Source organism: Flagellimonas taeanensis (assembly GCF_003584105.1).
GTDB lineage: Bacteria > Bacteroidota > Bacteroidia > Flavobacteriales > Flavobacteriaceae > Flagellimonas > Flagellimonas taeanensis.
In genome coordinates this window covers 265599-287975 of sequence record NZ_QXFO01000018.1, presented here as the reverse complement: position 1 = coordinate 287975, position 22377 = coordinate 265599, and the positions used below count along the sequence as shown (strand labels likewise).

Below are 22377 nucleotides of genomic sequence, written 5' to 3'. Positions count from 1 at the left end.
GGGAGAATTTAAAAACAAAAAAAATCCCAAACCTTACGGCTTGGGATCTGTTCAACGCTTGGGTGGAAGACCGGGCTCGAACCGGCGACCTCTGGAACCACAATCCAGCGCTCTAACCAACTGAGCTACAACCACCATTTAAAGCGGATGCAAAAATACTTTTTTGTATTGATCCTGCCAAAATATTTTAGGGATTACATCCACAAAAAATCGCAAGAGGTGTTCTTTCTTTTAATAGCCCCACATAAAGACCTGGAGATCTGTTTTTTGTGATTAATTGCAAATCATCGATGAAATACATCTTTTTTCAGACCAAACACACTTATTTTAGCGTTTCACAACATTTAATTCCGCTAAATCAGTTCCAAAATTATTTTAGCGCTATAATAGATATTGTCTTTGCTGTCTAAAAAAACCTCTATATCCGACTACAGGAACCTGCTTGCCAGGGTAACTTTTTATGCCTTGTTTTTTCTTTTGTCCTTGCCACTGCTGGCACAGTCGAGCAAAAAAGATAGCTTATCCTTTAAGTTGCAACGCTTGGAGTCCACCAATAGATTCAATCCCAAGGACACTACCCATATCAATCTGTTGATCAGGCTTGCATTTTCCTATAGATATCTGGACAGTGACAGCCTATATTCCATAGCAGAGAGAGCACTCAAGTACAGTGAGGCCATAGATTATGGATATGGCAGGGTAAAAGGCCTGGATGCATTGGGCAACTATTATTATGACAAGGGGGACAGAAAAAAATCAATGCCCCTATTTGAAGAAGCCCTTCAATTGGCCAAAGAAATGGGCGATGTCCGTTGTGAGGTTTCCATTATCAATACCATGGCGCAAAACTATAGCTTTGAGGGGAACTATGCGGATGCTCTCAACCTGAACCTCAAGGGCATAGACCTCGCCAAAAAAATAGATGACCAGCAAATGCTCTCCATATTGAACGAGAACATCGCGGGGCTCTATGCTGATCAAAAGGACTTTAAAAATGCACTGATGTTCTATGATACGGTGCAAAAAATCAATAAAAAATTAGGGGACGAAGTCATCGACGCGGAAACCCAGAGCAATATGGCCTCCTTATATATGGATGCCAAGGACTTCAAGCACGCCATGTTCAATATCAATAGAAGTATTATCACTTTTGAAAAAAATAAGATATATGACTGGCTTGCCTATGCCTACGAAGTGAAGGGTAACATTTATCTGGAACAGCAAAAATACCAATGGGCCCTCTATTGGTTCGATCAGAGCAATATGCTCTTCAAACACCAGATCGAGGATGACCGAATAAAGATCCAACTGATGAACGGCATGGCCAAGGTATACTTTGGTCTGGAAAAGGATAGCCTATCGCTCACACATGCCCAAGAAGGGTTGGAACTGTCCAGAAAAATAAAATCGTTGCAAGGACAGATCGATTGCTCCGAAACCTTGTACAAACTCTATAAAAAGCAAGGGGATAATACAGCGGCCCTTGATTATCTGGAAACTTTCAAATCCCTTTCGGATTCGTTGTTCAGGGACAAGAACAAGCAAAGTCTGTCACTTCTTGAGACCAAATTGCACTATGAACAGGAGAAAAAGGAACTCATTGAATCCAATGAGGTAGCCTTGGCCAAGCAACGGAACTATATCTACTTTTCAATCATCGTACTGCTCATCTTGAGTATCATCATCCTCGTGGTAAGACGCAGTGAGAAGATCCAGAAAAAACTGAACAAAGAGCTCAAGGAAAAATCCATAGCGGTCACCGAACGCGAGTCGGAACTCAACGAAATCAATAGGACCAAGACCAAGCTGTTCTCCATTATCGGCCACGACCTTCGTGGACCCATCGGGGCTTTGCAGGAATTGCTCAAGCTATTTATGGAAGGGGAAATCGGTAAAGATGAATTTATTTCGTTCATCCCCAAACTCAAGAGCGATGTGGAGAACATCTCTTTCACCCTCAATAACCTATTGTCTTGGGGGCAAAACCAACTCAACGGCGCAGTGACCCGACCCAAACGAATCTCTTTGGAAAAAATAGTGGTGAACAACATCCAATTGCTGTCCGAACTGGCCAAGAGCAAGTCCATCAAGATCATCAACCAACTTCCTGACAACCCGCAAATATGGGCCGATCAGAACCAAATCGATATTGTGATCCGTAACCTGCTGAGCAATGCCATCAAGTTTACCCCCAATGACGGTTTGATTACCATAGAAGCAGAAGAAAAACCCACTTCATGGCAAATTTCGGTACGCGATACCGGGATTGGGATGAACAAGGAGATGCAACGAAAGGTCTTTGAAGATTCCACCAACATTACCACTTATGGCACCAATAACGAGAAGGGAACCGGTCTTGGATTGTCCCTATGCAAGGAAATGGTGTTGAAGAACAAAGGTTCCATTTGGGTGGAAAGTACACTTCGCAAGGGAACTACTTTTTACTTTACCCTTCCAAAGGCGGAAAAAAGGTACCAGAAGGCCAGTTGATCAGATAAGGTCACCCAGATTGTCCACAGCCACATAACGCTCCACGGTAAAACCTTCGGCATATTCCACACCGACAATCCTACCCAAATCCCTAGCCCTGTAGATCACACTATCGGTAAAGTTTTTGCTGCTGATAGGAGTTTCAGGTTCTTTGCTTTTTGGGTCGTAAAACTGTGAACTGTACGCCATGATAGCTTCGGTCTTTTTGTCGATAAATCCTGAGACATCCACTACGAAGTCGGGCTCCAAATTTTTCCATTGGATGTAATGGTACACTACTTTTGGTCGCCATGGCATCTGCCACTCGTCGTCCCCATCCATCTTGGTGTCAATTTTTACAAGTCCACTCAAGAAACAGGCGTCACTCACCAATTTGCTTCCCTTTGCGTGATCAATGTGCCTATCGTCCACTGCATTGCAGAGCACTATTTCCGGCCTATACTTTCGGATGACCTTGATCAGCTCCAGCTGGTGTTCCCTGTCATTGGTGAAAAATCCATCGGCAAATTCCATGTTCTCCCGAACGGACAGGCCCAATATTTTGGCTGCATTGGCGGCTTCTTGATCTCTGATCTCCGCCGTGCCCCGCGTTCCAAGTTCACCTCGGGTCAAGTCAACGACCCCTACCTTTTTTCCTTTGGAAACTTCCTTGGCCATAGTGGCCCCTGCGCCCAATTCAGCATCATCTGGGTGGGCACCGAATACTAAAATATCTAATTTCATGTTGGTCATGCGGTGACAGCCATTGATTTTACCTTGGCTATAGCCTGTTCAATGTCTGCTGTTAAATCTTCTATTTCTTCTATGCCCAACGAAAGACGGATCAAGGAATCTTTGATTCCCTGCTTTTCCCTATCCTCCGGGCTCATGAGCGCATGCGATGTCATGACCGGGGAAACCAAGGTACTTTCAATCCCTGCAAGGCTCATTGATGGTTTGATGAGTTTCAAATGTTTGAAAAACAAGGATACATCTATGCTTGGATCCATTTCAAAGGAAAGCATGCCCCCAAATCCGTGCATCTGCGTTTTGGCCAACGCATGGTCAGGGTGCTCTTCCAAACCGGGGTAATAAACGTTTTCCACATTCTCGTTGTCTTTTAGGTAGAGTGCCATCTGCATGGCGTTGTCATTTTGTGCCCTCACCCGTATGGCCATGGTCTTGATACTTCGTTCCAGCAACCATACCGTATAATCGCTCAAACTTCCTCCAAAGCAAATGGCGGTCTGGAACACCTTGTCCATATGCTCTTTGGAAGCAGCGACCACACCTGCACAGATATCGGAATGCCCCCCCATATATTTTGTAGCACTATGTAGCACCACATCAATTCCAAAATCGATGGGAGTTTGGTTGATGGGGCTGGCAAAAGTGTTATCGATCATGGAAAGGATGCCATGCTTTTTGGCCAATTGGGCTACTCCAGCAACATCCGTAATCGTTAGCAAAGGGTTGGATGGCGTTTCAATGTAGATTACTTTGGTATTCGATTTGATCTCTTTCTCAAAATCCGCTACCGACCATCCGTCGGTGAACGAATACTGGATCCCAAACTTTTCAAACTGGGTCACGGCAAAGTGATACGTTCCGCCATATATGGTCTGTTGCAAAACGATATGGTCCCCTGCCTTAAGGAAAGACATCAAGGCCGTGCTTATGGCGGCCATGCCACTACCAAATATCAATGCGGCCTCGGCATGTTCCAAAACTGCCATTTTTTTGCACAATGCTTCCTGGTTGGGGGTGTTAAAATATCTGGGGTACCGTTTTACATCCACATCCTCGAACTCATAGGAAGTGCTCATATATAAGGGAGAAACCGCTCCCTTGAACTGATTGTCCACAAGTTCCCCTTCATGGGTACACACCGTGTTGATGCCTTTTTTTGCTTTGTCCATTATAGTCTATCTAGTCTTTTAGTTTTAATTTTTCAGGATTCTGCCTATTGGAGAACAAAGAAAGTATTTCCACTGAGTCTGGTTTCAGCCGATAATATAGATTGGTATGTTTTAAAATTACAGCTCTCCTAATGTCCTTTTTTAGGGCAGAATCTTGAAACAGTAAAGGATTCTTTGAAATCAATTCAATGGTATGGTCCAACTCATGGGAAAAATTTCTCAATTCCCTTTCTGTCCAATTTTCTTCCAAGTATTCAATGATTCCCTGCAATTCTGAAAGTGCATGTTCCGTCCAAAGAATCTTATAGCCATTTCCCATATAGCTTCTTCGCTTCTGAATGGGGTTTCATTCTTCCCGAGGCTGCATCTTCCATTCCCTGCTCAATGGATTTCTTCTCTTGATTGGATATATTTTCCCACCAATCCACTTTCTCACTTTCCCGAAGTTTCATTATTTTTTCAATGATACTTTTATCGTCCAAAGTTGACAGCCATTGAATCAATTCAATTTTCTTGTCTTGAATATCCATGTCCATAAGCCCAATTTTAAGATTTTGGACCGACTTTTATCCTGAGTGATTTTTCAGAAAAACCTGTGGTCACTATCCAAAGATACGAAACCCATCATACTTGTACCTGCTTCCATTTTCCTTTTTTGAACCACACCATGGCAATAATCGCCAATAGGACTTCTGCAAATGTGATGGCCACAAAGACGCCCATGGCCCCCCAACCAAGCACAAGAGCAGCCACATAGGCCAAGGGCAATTGTATGAACCAAAATGAAACCAAATTGATCTTCGTCGGGGTACGGGTATCCCCTGCCCCATTGAATGCTTGGCTTACCACCATCCCATAGGCGTAGAACACATAGCCCAAGGCAATGACCTGGAGACATAGTGCCCCATTTTGGACCACGGCAGGTGTGGTATTGAACCATGAGACAATACTTTTGGCAAAAATGAGATAGATCAAGGAAACCGTTCCCATAAAAATGGCATTGTACTTCCCTGTTTTCCACACTGATGTTTCGGCCCTGTCCGGTTGCTTGGCCCCAAGGTTCTGCCCTACCAAAGTGGCCGCAGCATTGCTCATTCCCCATGAGGGCATCAAGGTAAACATCATCACCCGGATGGCGATGGTATAACCTGCAAGCACTTCGCTACCGAACTCGGACATGATGCGCATCAAGAAAATCCAGCTCGATGTGCCGATCAGGAACTGCGCAATACCGCCTAAGGAAACTTTGATCAAATTGACCATCACCTTGAAGTTGAGTACCAAATCCTGAAGGGCCAGCTTGATCTTCCCCCAACCAAAGAACAGAACGGCCAATTGGAAAATAACAGCCGTTCCCCGACCAATATTGGTGGCAATGGCAGCTCCCATCACCCCAAATTCGGGAATGGGTCCGAATCCGAAAATGAACATGGGGTCCAAAATGATGTTGAGTCCGTTGGAAAGTACCAAGGTCCACATGGCAATGGAAGCATTCCCCGCGCCCCTGAAGATGGCGTTGATCAGGAAAAGCAATACCACTGTTATATTGCCTCCTATCATGACCTGGGTATAGCCATATCCTTCGGCTATCAGGTCCGGTTCGCCACCCATCAGGGCCAAAATCTCTTTGGCATAGATCATTCCGATCACACCGATGACTATGGAGATCAAGATGCCCAGACTGATGGCCTGCACAGCGGCAATGCGTGCACCTTGCACGTCCTTTTCGCCTATTCGTCGTGCCACAACAGCGGTAGCGGCCATACTTAAGCCAATCGCCAGGGCATAGACCAATGTGATTACGGATTCTGTAAGACCTATGGTCGCAACGGCATTCACACTTACTTTGGATACGTAGGCGATATCGACCAAGGCAAAAATGGATTCCATGAGCATTTCCAAGATCATGGGGATGGAAAGCATGAAAATAGCCTTTCGGATGCTTCCCGATGTGAATTCCGTTTCTTTTCCGGATACGGCAATCCAGAAATATTGAATGAATTTTTTGAAAGTAAGCGTATTATTGGATGGTGTCATTGTTATCAAGAATTATGTTTGGAAAAAAGAGAAAATGTCAACTGGACCGAAAAGTCTTCGGTTACTTTTTTGGCGTAAAGCCAAACGTGACATCTATAGCGTACATAATTCTTATAGCTTCATGATGAAGCAAATATGCAACTTTTTTTAAAAATAAAATAAAAGTTGTAAAATTTCTTTTCTCCTACCCATTAATGCAGATGGGGCAAATGCCCCCATTATTTGGCGTAGTGCACCCGATACCGCCAAAAACTGATACCTCCCAAGACAAATACGCCCAGAACCGTGTACCATACAAAACTTGGTGTGATGACCTGGTCCCCACTGGCATAACTATGAAGGCCCACAAGGTAAAAATTCACACCGAAATAGGTCATCATAATGCTGGCATAGGCCACAATGCTGGCAAAATTGTAGATCCATTTGCTTCGAAGTCCCGGAACCAATCGCATGTGCAAAACAAAAGCATAGATCATGATGGAGACCAATGCCCAGGTTTCCTTGGGATCCCAGCCCCAATAACGGCCCCAACTTTCGTTGGCCCATTGGCCGCCCAAAAAATTACCAATGGTCAACATGACCAAACCTGCAGTAAGTGCAAGTTCGTTGATCACGGTGAGCTCCTTTATATTGATGTCCATTCGCTTCTTGTTCTTTTTGGTGGTGAGTACCATCAACAACAAGGCGACCACCCCTAAAATCATCCCAACGGTCAATGGACCATAACTACCTACGATGACGGCCACGTGGATCATCAACCAATAGCTGTCCAATACCGGTTGCAGGTTGGCAATGGACGGGTCCACCCAACTTTGATGTGCTACCCACAATAACATGCAGGTCACAAAAGCACTGGAGGCTATGGTCAATTCGCTTTTTCGGCCCAAGGCCAAACCTATACCCATGGTGGCCCATGCCACGTAGAGTATACTTTCATAGGCATCGCTCCAAGGTGCGTGCCCGGATATATACCAGCGTAATATCAACCCAATCGTATGCCATATAAAAAATAAAATGATGGTCCCTTTCAATCCATACGCAATGGCCTCAAGAATTTTTCGCTCCTTAAAAATCTTGGCTATCAGCACAAAGAACAGCAACAAACCGACCATGGCGTAGTACTTGTACAACCGGTTGAAAATATCCAGTTTGTTGTAGATAATCTCTGTCTTGACCTTTTGGTCGGAGGGGAGTACCTCTGCCCCATGGTTGAGTTGGTTCTGTTTGAAGGCCTCCAACAATCGGTCTGGCTGGGAATAGTCCCCGGAAGCGATGGATTGTTGCAAGGAACTCAGGTAATAGGGCATCGCATTCCTGATAAAATTGGAATACAGTGAATCCTGTACTTGGAATTGACCTCCTCGGTATTCCACGGCAGAGATCCATTTGTTGTTCTCATCGTCCAGCAAGGGAAATATTTTCACAATACTTCCACTCAAAGCCATATTGAGCAAGCTCAATCGCTCCCCTACTTTTTTGAAGTCCTTTTCAAATTTATTGGGGTTGGTCGTGGACGTTGCCCTCTCCAAAAAAGGCCTAAGCTTATATTCTCCCTTGGCATCAAAAAAATCGGTTGCCTTGACAAACTTTGTACCTTCGGGAACACCTATAACCTTACGAATACTGTCATTCCCTTTATCTCCCAAAGCAACAATGTCCGTAGTGTACCAGACCCCTGGGTTCAACATCATGGAAAGGAATACTTGATTGGCGGAAAGGTCTTTGTATTTGTCAGCGCCACTCAGTTTTCGCAATAATTCGGAGGCGAAGGTGTTGACGGGTTTCATACGACCGCTTTCATCTTGTAGGACCAATGCTCCAAACTTTTCGGCGTGTTCCTTTGCTACCGTAGTCGCTTGGATCACGGAGTCTATTTGTGCTTGGGTAGGCACCACGGAATGTCCATGTGCATCTTCTTGTGCATTTGCGGATACCAATGCAAAGAACAGTGCAATGGTGGTCATTGCTGCTTTCTTTTCCTTTATTTTTTGGAGCATGGTCTGTAGGTCCCTAAAACGGGTCTTGCCAAAGAACATAATGCCCATCAGGCCAATGTAAAGTAGAAAATAACCAATGTAGGTGATCCACGTGCCCCAAAAATCATGGTTCACGGAAAGTCCTGTGCCTTTTTCGTCCGGATCAAAATTGGCCTGGAAAAAACGATATCCTTTATGGTCCAACACGTGGTTCATATAGATGTCATAATCGAATGGGCGTTCGTCGTGTACGGTCACTTTACTCATGAACGATGCATAACCGGTTTCCGTACCGGGGTATTTTTCAGCAATAAAGTCGTTCAATTCTATGGAAAAAGGAAGTTCATAGACCTTGGAGCCGTAACTGAGCGAAAAGTCCAATCCCCCAACTTGTATCTTGTCCGAAAAATTGGTCGTGCCCTTGCCACCCAGCAATTTTACTTCCTGGGTCTCCCCATTTGCGGAGATGGCAACGACCAAGGCATCTTGTGCCATTTCGGTGGGCTCCCCATCAGGAATCTTCACGATGCCATATTTTCCTTTGACAATGGGTTCGGGGACAACGAATTGCATCCCGGCCATGGAATAAAGCGATCGTAATTGCAAGGGCTGTATACTGTCCACGGCCACTTGGTCCTGAAATTGGTCCGCCATCCGCATAAAATTTCCTTCGAAAGGGGTCTTGATCTGGTAACCGCCCTCTTCTGAGTAGTAAATATTGATGGCCCCTTCGGTATCGTTGTTCAGGGCAAAAAGTACATTGTGTATGTTGGCAATCTTTCCATTCTCGAGATAATGCTCGTGACGTTGGCCATCACCCGCTTCGACAATCTGGAGGTATTCCTGTCCGTTTTCATCGGGGATCAATCCTTTTTCGGCCCCTTTGATGAAATCCACATAAGAAATAGTAAACGGTTGTCCGTTGAAATCGGATTTCCAAGGCAGGCTGGTACGTTTTCCTTCGGGGGTCACAAGGATGTCATCCTCCAAAATGCGTCGCTTGGTCTCCCCGTCGATATCACCATCCACATAGGCAATCAAATAGGTCTTGTCCGAATAGAACTGGTTCTCGGTGGCCCCTTCTCGAATGGGCATCATTCCCTCATAACTAATATATCGGGTCACAAAGGCTCCGAAAATGATCAGGATCCAAGACAGGTGGAGTACCAACACTGGCCATTTTTTCCACTGTAGCAGTTTGTATCGAAATATGTTTCCGAAGAAGTTGATCACAAAAAAGACCATGATCACCTCAAACCAAGTAGTATTGTAAATATAAATTCGTGCGGTTTCGGTACTGTACCAGGTTTCCACAAAGGTTCCCATGGCCAATGCCGCTGCAAAGACCAAAAATAGAACAGCCATAAGTCTTGTGGAGAATAAGGTTTTCTTAAGAATATCGATCATGGAAATTCGGTCTACTTTCGGCTTGCAAAAATACGGCCTTTTTACAACTTAGTCGTTTTTTATCGATAATAAAAGATCAAATGGGATTGTTAATTGTCGGTGTGATGCATCTCCCTTAAATTTGTAATTTTGAACATGCTCAGCGTCGTTATTTTGGGAACCGGAAACCTGGCCATGCACCTGTTCAGGGCTTTTTCAAAATCCACTGGAGTGCAGGTGGTTCAAGTGGTGGGCAGAAATCCCGAAAGTCTGCACTCTTTTTCGGCGCATGTAGCCACTACTACAGACCATACTTCGATCAAGGATGCCAATGTGTACATCATAGCCGTAAAAGATGATGCCATAACCGAAGTCTCACACCACCTTAATGGAAAAAAGGGCGTGGTGGTGCATACTTCCGGGGCCGTCGGGATGGATGCTTTGGAACCTGAAAATCGTGGTGTACTCTATCCGTTACAGACCTTTACCAAAGGTAAGGACATCGATTTGAAAAAAGTACCCATCTGTATCGAGGCCAATGAAGGGCAATCATTGATCCTGTTGCGATCGTTGGCCCATACCCTATCGCAAAATGTCCATGAGGTCAATTCAGAACAGCGAAAAAAATTGCATCTTGCGGCGGTTTTCGTGAACAATTTCACCAACTATCTGTACGGGATAGGCGAAGAAATCTGCATGAAGGAAGGCCTTTCGTTCGATCTATTGAAACCCTTGATCCAGGAAACCGCGGAGAAAATCCAATCCATGTCCCCAAAAGAGGCACAGACCGGTCCTGCCCGAAGGAATGACCAAAAAAGCATGCAGGGCCACTTGAAACTTTTGGACAACGACAAACATATAGCGCTCTACAATTTGATGAGCGAAGCCATAAAACAAGTCTATGAAGAAAAATTATAAAGAGCTTTTGAGCAACATCACCACTTTTGTCTTTGATGTGGACGGAGTGTTCACCGATGGGTCCGTCCTGATCACTTCCGATGGGCAACTGCTCCGAAAAATGAGCGTCAAGGACGGTTATGCCGTAAAGACCGCCATTCAAAAGGGATACAATGTCTGCATCATCACTGGCGGTACCAATGAAGGGGTCAAGGAGCGGCTAAAAGGTCTTGGCGTGACCGATTTTTATATGGGCGCACACCACAAGGAAGAGCCCCTGAAAGAATACCTGGACATCTATAACATTGATCCCCAGACTGTGGTCTACATGGGTGACGACCTTCCAGACATCCCTCCCATGAAATTGGTGGCGCTTGCCACCTCCCCCCAGAATGCCGTGCCGGAGGTAAAGACCATTTCCGACTATGTTTCCCATAAAAATGGTGGGGACGGCTGTGTACGGGACATCATTGAGCAAGTATTGAAGGTCCGAGGGGACTGGAACGATAATTTCAGTGCAAAAAATGACTAAAAACCCTTTGCAGGAAAGCCTGAAAGACCACAAACTCATTTTGGGTTCCGGTTCACCACGGCGAAAGCGGTTTTTGGAAGAAATGGGCCTAGACTTTGAGGTTAGGACAAAATCAGTGGATGAAGTCTATCCCAAAAAACTACGCGGAAAGAAAATATCCGAATATTTGGCCCGATTGAAGGCCACCCCTTTCAAAGAAGAACTCCAGCAAAATGAAATCGTGATCACTTCCGATACGGTGGTCTGGCATAAGGGAGCCTCATTGGCCAAAGCGGAAAACAAGGAAGAGGCAATCGAAATGCTACGCACCCTGTCCGGGGATTGGCACAAGGTCATCACTTCGGTCTGTTTTACCACAAAGGATTCCCAAAAAACCGTGAGTGCCGTCACCAAGGTCAAGCTCAAGAAGCTTTCCGAGGATGAGATCCAATATTATGTGGATAAATACCTTCCTTTTGATAAAGCTGGGGCCTATGGCATACAGGAATGGATCGGGATGGTCGGAATCTCCAAGATAAAAGGTTCCTACACCAATGTTGTGGGGCTACCTACCCATCTGGTATATAAGACCTTAATGAACATGGTTTCTTAAATTTTCTATGATTAACTTTGAGGGAATCAATCCCTGTTCCCATGAAAGAAAAACGGTTTTTAAAAATAGTAGGCACAGCTCTTCTGTTTGTTCTGGGCGCTTCTTGCATCGAAAAGAAAGATGCCAACAATCGCATGCCCCCTCCCACAACAAAAGTGGAATCGGAAAGCGTACATCCCAAGAAACCCCTTTCCGATGAATTTAAGCAATATTGGTATGCAGGTAACGCCGAAATCACTTCGTATGTATTGGAACAGGCCCGCTATGGGGATCTCAGGGACGGGCATGCGGTACTGATCTATGTCACCGAACCCTTTTTGCCCGGAAAACAAGTTAAGGCAGATGGAAAAGACCCCGATAACATTTCTGTGCTGAAGCTGAACCTGACCAAGAAGTTCTTGACCGGAATTTACCCCTATTCCATCATGGGCAGTACCTTTTACCCAGTCCATGATAACCAACATGCCATAAAGACCAGTTTGTCTGTACAGGAATGGTGCGGTCATGTCTATTCACAGATCAACAACAGAAACAATTTTGAATTTACTTCACACTCCTATTTTGAAAATGAGGCAGACCAAAAGATGGAGATGGAAAAAAACATCTTGGAAAATGAAATCTGGACCAAGATCCGGATAAACCCAGAAAGTTTGCCCTTGGGTCAACTAAAAATCATCCCTTCACTAGAGTTCCTGCGTCTCTACCATAAGGAGCCAAAAGCATATGATGCTGAGGCCTCTATGTCCACTAAGGACGGGATAACCACCTACTCCTTAGCCTATCCCGAACTGGAACGCACCTTGCGTATCAATTTCGCCGACGCCTTTCCGCATTCCATTGAAAGTTGGACCGAGGAGACTCGAGATGGTTTCGGGACAAATGCCAAACAATTGATCACTTCCGCGAAAAAAATCAGGACCCTAAAAACAGCTTATTGGGGCCAACATGGAAACAATGATCTATTTTTAAGGGATAGTTTGGGGTTGTGAACCCTCTTAAACCGTACAGTATGGGCCTTGTTAAAACTCTTCTAAATAGCGTAAACACTGATAACAATCTTTCTATATTTGGCAACGCCACTAAAAAACCAACTATGCGATACCTTTGGGCTTGTTTTGTAGCCACAACTCTGTTTTTTCCAAAAACCTTTGCCCAAAAACCTGCAAAACCTACCTCTGCCGAGATCCATCATGATCTGCAAAAACTCAATTTTTTGGGAACGGCGCTCTATGTTGCTGCCCATCCCGATGATGAAAATACCAGTTTGATTTCTTACCTGTCCAATCACGAAAAAGCCAGGACCATATATCTTTCCATGACCCGAGGGGATGGGGGCCAAAACCTGATCGGTTCCGAGCTCCAAGAACTTCTTGGGGTGCTGCGCACGCAAGAGCTATTAGCTGCAAGAGGTGTTGATGGTGGGGAGCAACGGTTCACCCGTGCCAATGACTTTGGCTTTTCCAAGCATCCGATCGAAACCCTCAAAATATGGGACAAGGAAAAGGTACTGGGAGACGTGGTATGGGCCATTCGCACACTTAAACCGGACATCATCATCAACCGTTTTGACCACAGGACGCCAGGCTCCACCCATGGTCACCATACTTCTTCAGCCATTCTGAGCATGGAAGCCTTTGATCTTGCCAATGATGCCAATGCCTACCCGGAACAATTGGGGCTCACATCCACTTGGCAGCCCAAAAAATCGTTCTACAACACATCTTGGTGGCAGTACGGTAGCCGTGAAGAATTTGAAAAAGCGGACAAGTCCAACATGTTGCATGTGGACATCGGTGTCTATTACCCTGAACTTGGTCTATCCAACAACGAAATTGCAGCCCTGGCGCGTAGCCAGCACCTATGCCAAGGATTTGGTAGATTGACGGAGCGAGGGGCTTCAGAGGAATATTTGGAACTCCTCAAGGGGGATATTCCCAAAGGGAACGATTTATTTGATGGCATCGACACCACATGGTCCCGAGTGGAAGGTGGTGAAGCCGTTGGGGCCATCCTGTATGATATAGAAAAAAACTTCGATTTTAGGAATCCCTCAAAGCATATCCCAGAACTGGTGCAGGCCTATCAACTTTTACAAAAGGTCAAAGATGAACACTGGAAACGGATAAAGTCGGAAGAATTGAAATCCATCATCCTGGCCTGTGCAGGGCTATACCTCGAGGCAAGTTCCGATGGTGCCTCCACTACCCCGGGCAGTATGGCAAAAGTCAACATTGAGGCCTTGAACAGGAGCTCACAGAACATCATTCTGAAAGAGGTGCAGATTGTGGGGGCCGATGCTAAATCATCCCCGAACAAAATGTTGACAGACAATGGTAAACAGGAATTCGGCATCAGCTTCACAGTTCCCAAAAATACTCCATACACCACTCCTTACTGGTTGAATGACCCCGGTACTTTGGGCACCTACACGGTCAATGACCAAAAACTGATAGGGCAACCGGAAACAGCCAGTGCATTCAAGGCCAAGTTTATCCTGGATTTCAACGGAACGGAAATCGCTTTTGAAAAACCCGTGGTCCACCGTTTCTCCAGACCCGAGAAAGGAGAATTGTACGAGCCGTTCGCCGTACTACCTGAAGCCACTTCAAAAATTGACGAAAAGGTTTTGATATTCGCCGATGGGAAGACCAAGGCCATCCAAGTAAAAATAAAGGCAGGTAAGGACAATGTCAATGGAAATGTGGCATTGAACCATCCAACGGGTTGGACGGTGACGCCCTCAACCATTCCTTTTTCCATAGTCCAAAAAGGTCAGGAACTTTCTGTGACCTTTATGGTCACTCCCCCCGGCACTGAGAGCGAAGGTGAAATTTCACCCATCATTACCATAGGGAACAACACCTATGGCAAGGAACTTGTGGAGATTAATTACGATCATGTCCCAAAACAGTCCATTTTGTTGCCTTCCAAGGCCAAAGTGGTCCGTATGGACATCAGAAAATCCGGTGAACATATCGGTTACATTATAGGAGCCGGGGACATGGTCCCTGAAAGTTTGGAACAAATAGGCTATCAAGTGCACATCATCGACCCAGATAAAATTGAAAAAGGTTCCTTGGACAAGTACGATGCCATCGTTGTCGGTATCCGTGCCTACAATGTGGTGGAATCGCTCAAATTCAAGCAGCCTATTCTGTTCGATTATGTGAAAAATGGCGGGAACATGATCGTGCAGTACAACACGGCAGGCAGATGGGCCAAACAATTTGAGAACATTGCCCCTTATGACCTGACACTTTCCAGTGACCGTGTCACCGATGAAAACTCAAAAGTGGATATAGTAGCACCAAAAAACTCCCTTGTCAACTTCCCCAACACCATTTCCGAAAAGGATTTTGATGGTTGGATCCAGGAAAGGGGACTTTATTTTCCGACGCAGTGGAGCCAGGAATTCACTCCCGTCCTTTCCATGGGAGATGAAGGGGAGCCCCAGTCAAAAGGCAGCCTCTTGGTAGCACCATATGGCAAAGGTCATTATATTTACACCGGATTGAGTTTCTTCAGGGAATTGCCCGCTGGCGTGTCCGGCGCCTATAAGCTGTTTGCAAACATGCTTTCGGTTGGAAAAGATGAAGTAAAAAAGGAAAGTAATGTCAAAGGATAAAATGATTGAAAAAATGGAATGGAAAAAGGAGTACTCCATCGTGATACTCCTGAACGCCATTTATATTTTGATTTTTTACCTCATCATGATTTTTAATAACTGAAACCTTTAATGGCCTATCTGGATTGGATCATTCTCGGCAGTACCTTGATCTTCATTGTTGTATATGGGGTCTGGAAAACCCGTGGCAGCAAAAATGTGGACGACTATGTGCGCGGTGGTGGAAATGATGTGAAATGGTGGACCATCGGCCTTTCCGTAATGGCTACCCAAGCTAGCGCCATTACCTTCCTGTCCACGCCCGGTCAAGCGTTCCACGATGGAATGGGCTTCGTTCAGTTTTATTTTGGACTGCCCTTGGCCATGATCGTCATCTGCTTGGTCTTTATCCCTATCTACAAAAAACTCAAGGTATTTACCGCCTACGAAATGCTGGAAGGCAGGTTTGACCTGAAAACACGAACCCTTACCGCCCTCCTCTTCTTGGTGCAAAGGGGACTTGCAGCGGGTATTACCATTTTTGCCCCCTCCATCATCCTTTCAGCAGTTTTGGGATGGGATTTGAGGACGCTGAATGTCATCATCGGGATCTTGGTCATCATCTACACCGTTTCTGGTGGGACCAAGGCCGTAAGCGTTACCCAAAAGCAGCAAATGTTCATCATCATGCTGGGCATGTTCTTCGCCTTTTTCTTCATCCTCGGTGCCCTGCCCTCAGATGTTTCCTTTGGAAAGGCATTGAAAATTGCAGGGGCGAACAACAAACTCAACATCCTCGACTTTACCTTCGACACCGATAACCGTTATACCTTTTGGAGCGGCATCACTGGCGGATTTTTCTTGGCCCTGGCCTATTTTGGCACTGACCAAAGCCAAGTTCAACGATATCTTTCTGGAAAATCGATACGCGAAAGCCAATTGGGGCTTGTGTTCAATGGTATCTTCAAGATCCCCATGCAGTTTTTCATTCTTCTGGTGGGTGCCATGGTCTTTGTTTTCTATCAATACAATACATCCCCACTCAATTTTAATCCAGCGGCCACCGAAGCCGTGATGAGATCGGAATATGCGGACGAATACAAGGCACTGGAAGAAGACCACAAAAAACTGGAGATGGAGAAAAGAATGGCCCAACATTCCTTTTCCGCTGCCTTGGAGCTCAAGGAGTACAATGCCATACAACAGGCGGAGCAGAACATCATCAACATCAACCAGAAGGAAAATGCCAACAGGGATGCCGCCAAAGCATTGATAAACAAAGCAAATACCAAGGTTGAAACCAACGACAAGGATTATGTGTTCATCCATTTTATCCTCCACAACCTACCCGTTGGTCTCATAGGGCTGCTCTTGGCCGTGATCCTATCGGCTGCCATGTCATCCACCGCTTCCGAACTGAACGCTTTGGGAACAATTACGGCACTAGACCTCTACAAAAGGAACGTCAAAAAGGACCACGATGAAAAACACTACCTTTTTGCGACCAAAGGATTTACACTACTTTGGGGCATAGTGGCCATTGCCATTGCCAATGTGGCCAGCCTCTTTGACAATCTTATCCAATTGGTGAACATCATAGGGTCCATTTTCTATGGCAATGTGCTAGGAATCTTCCTATTGGCCTTCTTTTTTAAGTTTGTGAAAGGAAATGCCGTCTTTGTGGCCGCAATAGCCACGCAGATCATTGTCATCATAGGCTACAACTTGGATTGGATGTCCTACCTATGGCTGAATGCTTTTGGCTGTGTATTGGTCATCGCATTGTCCATCATCACTCAACTTTTTGACAATTTCTTAGGAAACTCGGTCGAAGAGGTATAAAAAAACCCACTATAAAAGTGGGTCCTTTTTTCTTTTTCATCAAATGGAAACTATAGTCCCGCCCATTCTTTCAGGGAGTCCTTGTTCATTTTTACATAATCTTGGTTTCCGGCAGCTTGTGCTGCAGCCAAGGATTTTTTGGCCACTTCAATGGCTCCTTCCTTATCTCCCAATTTAGCATAGATCAGGGATTGGGTACGCATCATCCAAAATTCGGTTCCATTTCCCATAGAAACAGCTTTGTCCACCCATTCCTTAGCTTGCTCCATATTTATACCCTCACTATAGTAGTAGGATGCGGCAGAAAAATAATCGTTGGCGGAAAGATCGGGTTTCGACATCGTCTCTTGGATGCTCTTGATGGCTTTGTCCACCGTTGGGACAACGAATTTTACGCCTACATACGTTTTCTCCCATAGCAGTCCCATAGTAGCTCCGTTATTGTGGAGATCGTCAAAATTGATGGTAAAAGTTTCAATGGATTCGGAAATCGGGTAAGCTTCCACCTTCACCGTGGCAGCAACCTTGGAAGCATCCCACTCCTGTGGTAGTCCACCATTATTGGTGTCTGTGTAAAAAAAGACTTCCCAAACAGCCTCGTTTGGTTTGGTGTAGACAGCATAAGTTCCCGCTTTGAGTTCTTTGCCCTCTACCACAACATCATCACTAAAAGTGATCTTTGTGTTCATGTTGGCACCTGTTCTCCAAATGGCATCGAAAGGAACCAAATCCCCAAATACCTTCCTTCCTCTCATGGAAGGTCTGGAATACTCCAAAACCACATCGGTAAGTCCAACCTTTTGCTCCAATTTTGAGAAAGGGCTGGGCGCCGGTGTCTGGACTTGCGCCTCTAAAGAGATGGACAGTAATGCAACGAAAAGTAATAGTGAAATTTTCTTCATAGGAATAGTGTTTAATTGTTTAGCACAACAAAGCTATACCAAAAGAAATCGGTCAATTGTTAAGAAATTCTTAAAAGAAATTTACTTTGGGAGATGTAACCGATAGGATAGTGCACACTTTTTTGTTTAATTAAAAACATATTTCTTTAAACAAAATTGTATCTTTGGTGAAAAGTGTTTGATGAAACTATATCAGCTCCGTTCAAAGCAATTTCTTCCGATATCCATGGATGAAGCTTGGAAATTCTTATCCGATCCAACTAACCTTCAGGTCATCACCCCTACCCATATGGGGTTCCACATTCTCTCGGGTGCCGAGAAAAGCATGTATGCCGGCCAGATCATACAATACATTGTGAAACCATTTCCGTTCATGACAACGCGTTGGGTCACGGAAATTACACATGTGCATGAAGGTAGTTATTTTGTGGACGAACAACGTTTCGGGCCATATGCCCTTTGGCACCACAAACATTTTTTGAGACCGGTTGACAATGGTGTGGAGATGGAGGATGTGATAGACTATAAGCTGCCCTTTGGAATCTTGGGAAGATGGGGACATTCCATTTTGGTCAAAAAAGAATTATTGAAAATTTTCAAATATCGCGAGCAAAAACTCTCCAGTATTTTCGGGGCGGTTCCCTCAACTAATAGCACATTGGAATTCAAGACAGTTTAAGATGCGAAAAAATATACTACTGATAGGGGGTTCCTACGGTATTGGTTTGGAGGTTGCAAAACAATTATCCACCAAATACGATATATATGTAGCCTCAAGAACAGTTGGCGATTTGGACGGAATCGATGCCAAGCATATCCAGTTCGATGTCCTAAGGGACGATATTTCCAAGATCAGCATTCCAGATGAGCTCCATGGTTTTGCCTTCTGCCCCGGGAGTATTACTCTGAAACCATTGAAAATGATGGATATCGGCAACTTTAGGGAGGATATGGAAATCAATTTTTTTTCCATGGTAAAAGTGGTCAAAGGAATCATGTCCAAAATGACGGAAAACTCCAGTATGGTATTTTTCAGCACGGTAGCCGTTGGAACCGGCATGCCATTCCACACCAGTGTTGCCGCTGCCAAAGGTGCCATAGAGGGCTTTGCACTGTCACTTGCCGCAGAATATGCCCCAAGGGTTCGGGTAAACGTCATTGCTCCGTCACTGGTGGATACCCCCTTGGCCGGAAGACTGTTGAACAATGATAAAAAGAAGACCATGATGGCTGAACGTCATCCTCTGAAACGGGTAGGCGTTGCCAAGGATATAGCCCATATGACCGCTTTTTTGTTGGATTCCGACAATTCCTGGATCACTGGACAAGTGTTCGCTGTTGATGGAGGGATGTCAAGACTAAACACAAACCCATGAGTGATAGGATTTCCATTTTTTGGTTCAGACGGGACCTGCGATTGGACGATAATGTGGGCCTATATCAGGCCCTGCAAAGTGATTTTCCTGTTTTGCCCATATTCATTTTTGACAAAGAGATCTTAAGCTCCCTTCCAAATAAGGACCCCCGGGTATCCTTCATACACCTACAGCTCCAAAAACTGCGCAACCAGCTCCAGGACAATCATCAAAGTGGTATAGCCCTCTACCATGGGGAACCATTGTCCATTTTCAAAAAGTTGATGGACCAATATGAAGTTCAATGTGTGTACACCAACCACGATTATGAACCCTACGCCCTCGAACGGGATACCAAGGTAAAGGCACATCTTAAAGAAAATGGAGTTGGCTTCCAAACCTTCAAAGATCAGCTCATATTCGAAAAAAACGATGTGGTGAAAGATGACGGTGACCCATATGTGGTCTACACACCATATATGAAACGTTGGAAGGAAACATTCAACCCATCCATCCATTTGGTGGATTATGACACCCATTCGCTCATGGGCAAAAATCTGTACAAAGCTTCCTCCTTCGCCAACCTTAGCCTCAAGGACATCGGCTTTGAACCCGCTGACATCAAAGTGCCAGATTATAAGGTTTCCCCCGATTTGATTCAGGACTACAAACAGACCAGGGATTATCCAGGAATTCATCAAGGCACATCCAGATTGGGTCCGCACCTCCGGTTTGGGACCGTATCCATTCGCAAAATGATACAAAAGGCCATTGCCGAAAAGGACAGTACCTTCCAAAACGAACTGATCTGGAGGGAATTCTTCATGCAGATCCTATGGCATTTCCCAAAAACAGTGAACCATGCCTTCAAACCCAAGTATGACCGCATCAAATGGCGCAACAATGAAGCTGAGTTTGAACGTTGGAAAGCAGGGAACACAGGCTATGCCCTTGTGGATGCTGGGATGCGGGAACTCAATGCCACAGGTTATATGCACAACCGGGTCCGCATGTTGGTGGCCAGCTTTCTTTGCAAACACTTATTGATAGATTGGCGCTGGGGAGAGTCCTATTTTGCCGAAAAACTATTGGATTATGAACTCGCCAGCAATGTGGGCAATTGGCAATGGGCGGCCGGCAGCGGAGTGGATGCTGCACCCTATTTCAGGATATTCAACCCCATGACCCAAGCGGAGAAATTTGACAAGCAATTGAAATATATCCACAAGTGGGTCCCTGAATTTCAAGAACTTACCTACCCTACCCCGATGGTAGACCACAAAATGGCCAGGGAACGCTGTCTAAAAGTGTACAAAGAGGCTGTTGGTTGATGCATTTTTAAGTATTTTTAGTACCCATTTGTCCGTGTCGTCCAATTTTCGGACTGAACTTACAATGTCCAACTAACTCAAACTTTTTCCAATGAAAAAAATTCCAACCTTGCTTCTTTTGAGCCTGATAACATGGAACCTATCTGCCCAAAAAATGACCAAACACAAAAAAGAGATTGTTGCCTCCATTGAAAAACACAAGGAAAACCTCATACAGATCAGTGATTCCATTTGGGCCTTGGCCGAGACTGCTTTTGAGGAATCCATTTCTGCCGAGCTCTTGGCCGATTACGCAGAAAAAAACGGGCTACAGGTAACGCGAGGCGTGGCGAACATTCCTACTGCATTTACTGCCACATATGGCTCCGGCAAACCGGTAATAAGTGTCTTAGGTGAATTCGATGCGTTGCCTGGACTTTCCCAAAATACCGTCCCCAGCAAAGATCCAAGAATCGAAGGGGCGCCCGGTCATGGCTGTGGCCACAATATGTTCGGTGCGGCCAGTCTTGGTGCTGCCATTGCCATTAAGGAACAAATCGAGGCCGGAAACATCAAAGGCACCGTAAAATTTTTGGGGACTCCAGCCGAGGAAAAATTCTTTGGCAAGATATGGATGGTGGAAGCTGGGCTTTGGGACGATGTGGATGTGAATGTGAGTTGGCATCCTTCCGCCGAAATCGAGGCCGATGTGCAAAGTGGACTTTCTTTGATCGATTTCATTGTTGAATTCCATGGGCAAGCTGCCCATGCCTCCGCCGATCCATGGAACGGTCGCAGTGCCTCCGATGCCTTGGAGCTTTACACAACAGGAATCAACTACTACAGGGAACACATAAGGCCAACCTCTCGTATCCACTATCACATCCAAGATGGTGGGCAAGTGGTGAACGTGGTGCCCGATTACGCCAAAATTTGGGTGAGGGTGAGAGACCCTAAACGAAAAGTGATGCTTCCCACTTACGAGCAAGTTAAAAAAATGGCCGAAGGGGCTGCCATCATGGCCAATGTAGACTACAAAATATCCTTGGTCTCCGGTATTTATGAGACCTTGGTGAACCGTGCAGGCGGTGAGGTCATGCAGGGCAATTTGGAACTATTGGGCCCCATCAGCTACACCGAAGAAGAGATTGCCTATGGCAAAGCCATCCAAAAGGCCACAGGAAAACCAGAAGTGGGTATGGATGCAGAAATTAAGCCGCTTAAGGAAACCGAAGAACTGCCCGGCGGTGGCTCCACGGATGTCGGTGACGTAAGTTGGAATGTGCCCAATATCAATCTCGGCGTTACAGTGGCCCCAAAAGATACCCCTTGGCACTCATGGGCCGTGGTGGCCTGTGGCGGTATGAGCATTGGCCATAAAGGGATGGTGTACGCGGCCAAAGCGATGGGTATGACCATGCTGGACCTTTTTGAGGACCCTAAATTAGTAGAAAAGGTAAAAGAAGAATACAAGACCCGAAAAGGGGATGAACAATACGAGGCCATGATTGATGGTCCCCCTCCTATTCCCGGAAATTAATTTTGGGAAATGAAAT

18 protein-coding genes and 1 tRNA gene are annotated in these 22377 nt (G+C 45.4%); 11 read left to right on the top strand and 8 right to left on the bottom strand.

The window, feature by feature from the left end; genetic code table 11:
* Positions 1-60: 60 nt before the first annotated feature.
* Positions 61-136, bottom strand: a tRNA-His gene (locus tag D2V93_RS09335).
* A 263-nt stretch (positions 137-399) separates the two neighbouring features.
* On the opposite strand from D2V93_RS09335, the gene D2V93_RS09330 reads away from it, so the two are divergent.
* Entirely contained in the window at positions 400-2490 is a 2091-nt protein-coding gene (locus tag D2V93_RS09330; RefSeq protein ID WP_119619279.1) for a tetratricopeptide repeat-containing sensor histidine kinase, read from the top strand.
* Here the strand turns inward: D2V93_RS09330 and bshB1 are convergent, their stop codons facing one another.
* The 6 genes from bshB1 to D2V93_RS09300 form a co-directional block, all read right to left on the bottom strand.
* Positions 2491-3213, bottom strand: coding sequence for a bacillithiol biosynthesis deacetylase BshB1 (gene bshB1 / locus D2V93_RS09325; protein ID WP_119619356.1), 723 nt, complete (start codon positions 3211-3213; stop codon positions 2491-2493).
* Positions 3214-3218: 5 nt separating this feature from the next.
* Positions 3219-4388 carry a trans-sulfuration enzyme family protein gene (locus tag D2V93_RS09320; RefSeq protein ID WP_119619278.1) on the bottom strand — a complete coding sequence of 390 codons (1170 nt, stop codon included), beginning with the start codon at positions 4386-4388 and terminating at the stop codon, positions 3219-3221.
* 10 nt (positions 4389-4398) lie between these two features.
* Entirely contained in the window at positions 4399-4707 is a 309-nt protein-coding gene (locus tag D2V93_RS09315; RefSeq protein ID WP_119619277.1) for a type II toxin-antitoxin system RelE/ParE family toxin, read from the bottom strand.
* Positions 4691-4924 carry a hypothetical protein gene (locus D2V93_RS09310; protein WP_072879226.1) on the bottom strand — a complete coding sequence of 78 codons (234 nt, stop codon included), beginning with the start codon at positions 4922-4924 and terminating at the stop codon, positions 4691-4693. Before D2V93_RS09310 ends, D2V93_RS09315 begins: the two co-directional genes overlap by 17 nt.
* A gap of 88 nt (positions 4925-5012) precedes the next feature.
* Complete coding sequence (locus D2V93_RS09305; protein WP_072879224.1) at positions 5013-6425, bottom strand: MATE family efflux transporter; 1413 nt, start codon at positions 6423-6425, stop codon at positions 5013-5015.
* Positions 6426-6643: 218 nt separating this feature from the next.
* Positions 6644-9808: a cytochrome c biogenesis protein gene (locus tag D2V93_RS09300; protein ID WP_119619276.1), complete on the bottom strand. Its 3165-nt coding sequence runs from the start codon at positions 9806-9808 to the stop codon at positions 6644-6646.
* 135 nt (positions 9809-9943) lie between these two features.
* Here D2V93_RS09300 and D2V93_RS09295 point away from each other — a divergent pair, with 135 nt between their 5' ends.
* The 6 genes from D2V93_RS09295 to D2V93_RS09270 all read left to right on the top strand — a co-directional run bounded on the left by D2V93_RS09295 (position 9944) and on the right by D2V93_RS09270 (position 17254).
* Positions 9944-10705 carry a Rossmann-like and DUF2520 domain-containing protein gene (locus tag D2V93_RS09295; RefSeq protein WP_119619275.1) on the top strand — a complete coding sequence of 254 codons (762 nt, stop codon included), beginning with the start codon at positions 9944-9946 and terminating at the stop codon, positions 10703-10705.
* Positions 10689-11216, top strand: a complete 528-nt coding sequence (locus D2V93_RS09290) for a KdsC family phosphatase (RefSeq protein ID WP_072879218.1) — start codon at positions 10689-10691, stop codon at positions 11214-11216. Before D2V93_RS09295 ends, D2V93_RS09290 begins: the two co-directional genes overlap by 17 nt.
* Complete coding sequence (locus D2V93_RS09285) at positions 11209-11808, top strand: Maf family nucleotide pyrophosphatase (protein WP_119619274.1); 600 nt, start codon at positions 11209-11211, stop codon at positions 11806-11808. The genes D2V93_RS09290 and D2V93_RS09285 overlap by 8 nt, the downstream gene beginning before the upstream one ends.
* A gap of 41 nt (positions 11809-11849) precedes the next feature.
* Positions 11850-12797, top strand: a complete 948-nt coding sequence (locus D2V93_RS09280) for a septum formation inhibitor Maf (protein ID WP_119619273.1) — start codon at positions 11850-11852, stop codon at positions 12795-12797.
* A gap of 104 nt (positions 12798-12901) precedes the next feature.
* Entirely contained in the window at positions 12902-15433 is a 2532-nt protein-coding gene (locus D2V93_RS09275; protein WP_119619272.1) for a PIG-L family deacetylase, read from the top strand.
* A 111-nt stretch (positions 15434-15544) separates the two neighbouring features.
* Complete coding sequence (locus D2V93_RS09270; RefSeq protein WP_072879211.1) at positions 15545-17254, top strand: sodium:solute symporter family protein; 1710 nt, start codon at positions 15545-15547, stop codon at positions 17252-17254.
* A gap of 50 nt (positions 17255-17304) precedes the next feature.
* Here D2V93_RS09270 and D2V93_RS09265 read toward each other — a convergent pair whose 3' ends face one another.
* A complete protein-coding gene (locus tag D2V93_RS09265) occupies positions 17305-18156 on the bottom strand; it encodes a DUF2911 domain-containing protein (protein ID WP_119619271.1) in 852 nt (283 codons plus the stop codon).
* A 181-nt stretch (positions 18157-18337) separates the two neighbouring features.
* Between D2V93_RS09265 and D2V93_RS09260 the strand changes: the two genes are divergently transcribed.
* From D2V93_RS09260 to D2V93_RS09245, 4 genes are all read left to right on the top strand, one after another.
* Positions 18338-18835 (top strand): SRPBCC family protein, encoded by a 498-nt coding sequence (locus D2V93_RS09260; protein ID WP_072879209.1) that lies wholly within the window; start codon positions 18338-18340, stop codon positions 18833-18835.
* A 1-nt stretch (position 18836) separates the two neighbouring features.
* The gene (locus tag D2V93_RS09255) at positions 18837-19532 is read left to right on the top strand and encodes an SDR family NAD(P)-dependent oxidoreductase (RefSeq protein ID WP_119619270.1); all 696 of its coding nucleotides are present in this window, start codon (positions 18837-18839) and stop codon (positions 19530-19532) included.
* Positions 19529-20842: a cryptochrome/photolyase family protein gene (locus tag D2V93_RS09250; RefSeq protein WP_119619269.1), complete on the top strand. Its 1314-nt coding sequence runs from the start codon at positions 19529-19531 to the stop codon at positions 20840-20842. Before D2V93_RS09255 ends, D2V93_RS09250 begins: the two co-directional genes overlap by 4 nt.
* A 91-nt stretch (positions 20843-20933) precedes the next feature.
* Positions 20934-22361: an amidohydrolase gene (locus tag D2V93_RS09245; RefSeq protein ID WP_119619268.1), complete on the top strand. Its 1428-nt coding sequence runs from the start codon at positions 20934-20936 to the stop codon at positions 22359-22361.
* Positions 22362-22377 lie beyond the last annotated feature (16 nt).